Annotated in this window: 6 protein-coding genes; all 6 read right to left on the reverse strand. The window is 54.0% G+C overall.

The features are described 5' to 3' along the window. Nucleotides 1-294: 294 nt before the first annotated feature. Nucleotides 295-537 (reverse strand): DUF433 domain-containing protein, encoded by a 243-nt coding sequence (locus tag ACCAA_RS04560; protein WP_186406062.1) that lies wholly within the window; start codon nt 535-537, stop codon nt 295-297. Between the two features lie 46 nt (nt 538-583). After that, nucleotides 584-904: a DUF2442 domain-containing protein gene (locus tag ACCAA_RS04565; protein WP_186406063.1), complete on the reverse strand. Its 321-nt coding sequence runs from the start codon at nt 902-904 to the stop codon at nt 584-586. Continuing rightward, complete coding sequence (locus ACCAA_RS04570) at nt 859-1077, reverse strand: DUF4160 domain-containing protein (RefSeq protein ID WP_245754435.1); 219 nt, start codon at nt 1075-1077, stop codon at nt 859-861. Before ACCAA_RS04570 ends, ACCAA_RS04565 begins: the two co-directional genes overlap by 46 nt. Nucleotides 1078-1257: 180 nt before the next feature. Beyond that, entirely contained in the window at nt 1258-1539 is a 282-nt protein-coding gene (locus tag ACCAA_RS22690) for a type II toxin-antitoxin system RelE family toxin (RefSeq protein ID WP_245754433.1), read from the reverse strand. Continuing rightward, nucleotides 1536-1754 (reverse strand): hypothetical protein, encoded by a 219-nt coding sequence (locus tag ACCAA_RS04575; protein ID WP_186406064.1) that lies wholly within the window; start codon nt 1752-1754, stop codon nt 1536-1538. The genes ACCAA_RS22690 and ACCAA_RS04575 overlap by 4 nt, the downstream gene beginning before the upstream one ends. Before the next feature lie 205 nt (nt 1755-1959). Beyond that, nucleotides 1960-2187, reverse strand: a complete 228-nt coding sequence (locus ACCAA_RS04580) for a hypothetical protein (protein WP_186406065.1) — start codon at nt 2185-2187, stop codon at nt 1960-1962. Nucleotides 2188-2218: the final 31 nt, after the last annotated feature.

The raw sequence follows: 2218 nt of genomic DNA on the forward strand, positions 1-2218 counted from the left end.
AAGCGCTGCGCTCCGCACCAACCTGCTCGGTACGTGTGGTAGGGGGGCTAAACGCTTACGATCGTCATGTTCGTTTGCCTCCCGGGTGAGTCGATACATGGTTCAAGCGACTGGTTTAACTGTGTTCGCTGGTATATTACCATTGCCCGTGGGATGGTATACTACGATCCGTTGATCGACCTAGCCGTCCGACCGCGCCCAATTCCCCGTCATCAGCCCGTAGGCAGTAGGATGCGCTGAAGCACGCAGCGCATCACCCTCCCGACCGATGCGCTTCCCTGTGGTCAGCACATCCTACGGTCCTGCTTCATCCATGGGATAGACTATGTCAGCGCGTAGCGCTTCAGCGGCGAGTGCCAGCGCCGCCCGAATACCTTCGGCGGTGAGTCGCGGATGGGCATCGAGAATCTGTTCCACGGTTTCGCCAGCCGCCAGCTTGTCCAAAACGAGTTCCACGGTGATGCGGGTTCCTGCGATGACCGGTTTGCCCATCATAACGGATGGATTTGACACGATCACTCTTGTCTCATTCTTCATCTAATTGCTGGCCCCTTTAGTTGGCTTTCATCTGCTTTTAGCCGCGTCAATCCATAATGCAGTACACGCCGCTGCTACGAATTTCCTTGTACATGGCGTTGGGAGCAAGGTCAGCGCCGTTGGGCCACGCTATTGCTCCGCAATCGAGAAAGGCGCGCGCGAAGAAAGCAGGATCGCGCAGCGCCTCAAAGACGCCCGCATCTTGCCCATGCACCAGCGCAAGAACATCGACTATGCCGGTCAAACCGTCATTGAATGTGACCGCCAGTTGCCATTGCGGAAGCACGCTGAGTGCGCGCACGCGCCATGGAGCGCCGGGGGTTACTCCAGTGGCTTGATGGGTTTCGGTAATTGCTTGGCTCGACATAGGTTCCAGTCCTCCATCAGTTCGGCTCTGTGTTCATTGGCCCATTCCAGCACCATGGCCAGCGCGCGGCGCGGCAGTTTTCCTTCAATTACTCCCAACGTCTGAATATCAATCTGCGACTCATACTCGGCGTAGAGCGCGTGAAAATGCGGCGGGTTGTGTTCGCCGCCAATCTACATGTGAATGAGTATTCAGAAGAATTGGCTAATGGTTGGCATGATTGAAATTCATGTCGTCTCATTCAAACTTCACCGCTTGATTCCTCAACCTGGGAAACCGTGGTTTGTCCCTGATAAGCCCGTCCCCGGTAAGCGCCTCGCCGATAAGCCGTGTGGGCTTTCCCCTGGGTGCGCTCAACGGTCATTCTTGATCTGCTTCAGTAAGCCGTCATACTGCGCATGACTTCCTGCCCAGAACCATACGATTTTATCGCTGCCCAGAATACCGACCGCTCTGTAATCTTTGGTGATTCGCACGGAGTAAACGGGAAGACTCGAATGGACCCTCTTGAAATTCAAGCTTGGATACCACGGATCGTCACGAAATAATGTATAGGCTTCCTTGGCTTTAGCTTGAATGTCTCGTGGCAACGCTCGAAAGCATTTCCAAAACTTTGGAGTGGCTCTTGATATCACAGATTGTTCGGATCTAATTCTGTTGTCTTGCCTTGATCTTCTTCCCGCAAAGCTTCTGCGGCCAACTGAGCCAAGATGTCTTCCGACTCGGCAAAAAGCTCATCCCACCTTTTTTCGGATTTGATCTCGTCAAGAAGCGTCCGGGCAAGAATGTTTTGCTCCAAAGTTGGGAGCTTTGAGGCAACCTCAAAAGCTTTCTCAAGCAAGCTAGTCATGGTACTTTTCGCCTCCTATTTCACATCTATATGTCGAAAGGAGAAAAGAAGGGGAAAATGGGTCTGACCCCTTTTTCCCGTGACCCCTTTTCCCGGGGAGAAACGTCAGCATGATGTCGCATTGGTACAGGCCCCTAACGTTCAAGGTCAGGGGCGCTGCGCGGCTTTGTCGCGCAGCGCCCCCTGCACCGCAGGGTTAGCAAGCTCATGCGGGAAAATACTTGACGCCACGGGTCTTGCCTTCTGCTCGAATGAAATTGTGTGACATGAGTTGGCCCACTACAACTTGGGCCATTCGTAGATTCATGCCCAGGATGTCGGCGATCTCATTAACCTTCAAGCCGGGCTGCTTGACGACGAGGGCTATTACCTCTTTTTGCGCTTTGTCGAAGTAGTCATCAACGTAATCGTTTAGCCCCCCGCTCGCCGGCACCGCCCCTCAATCAGGCGGCAGCCGGTAGCGG

It is taken from the genome of Candidatus Accumulibacter aalborgensis (assembly GCF_900089955.1).
Classification (GTDB): domain Bacteria; phylum Pseudomonadota; class Gammaproteobacteria; order Burkholderiales; family Rhodocyclaceae; genus Accumulibacter; species Accumulibacter aalborgensis.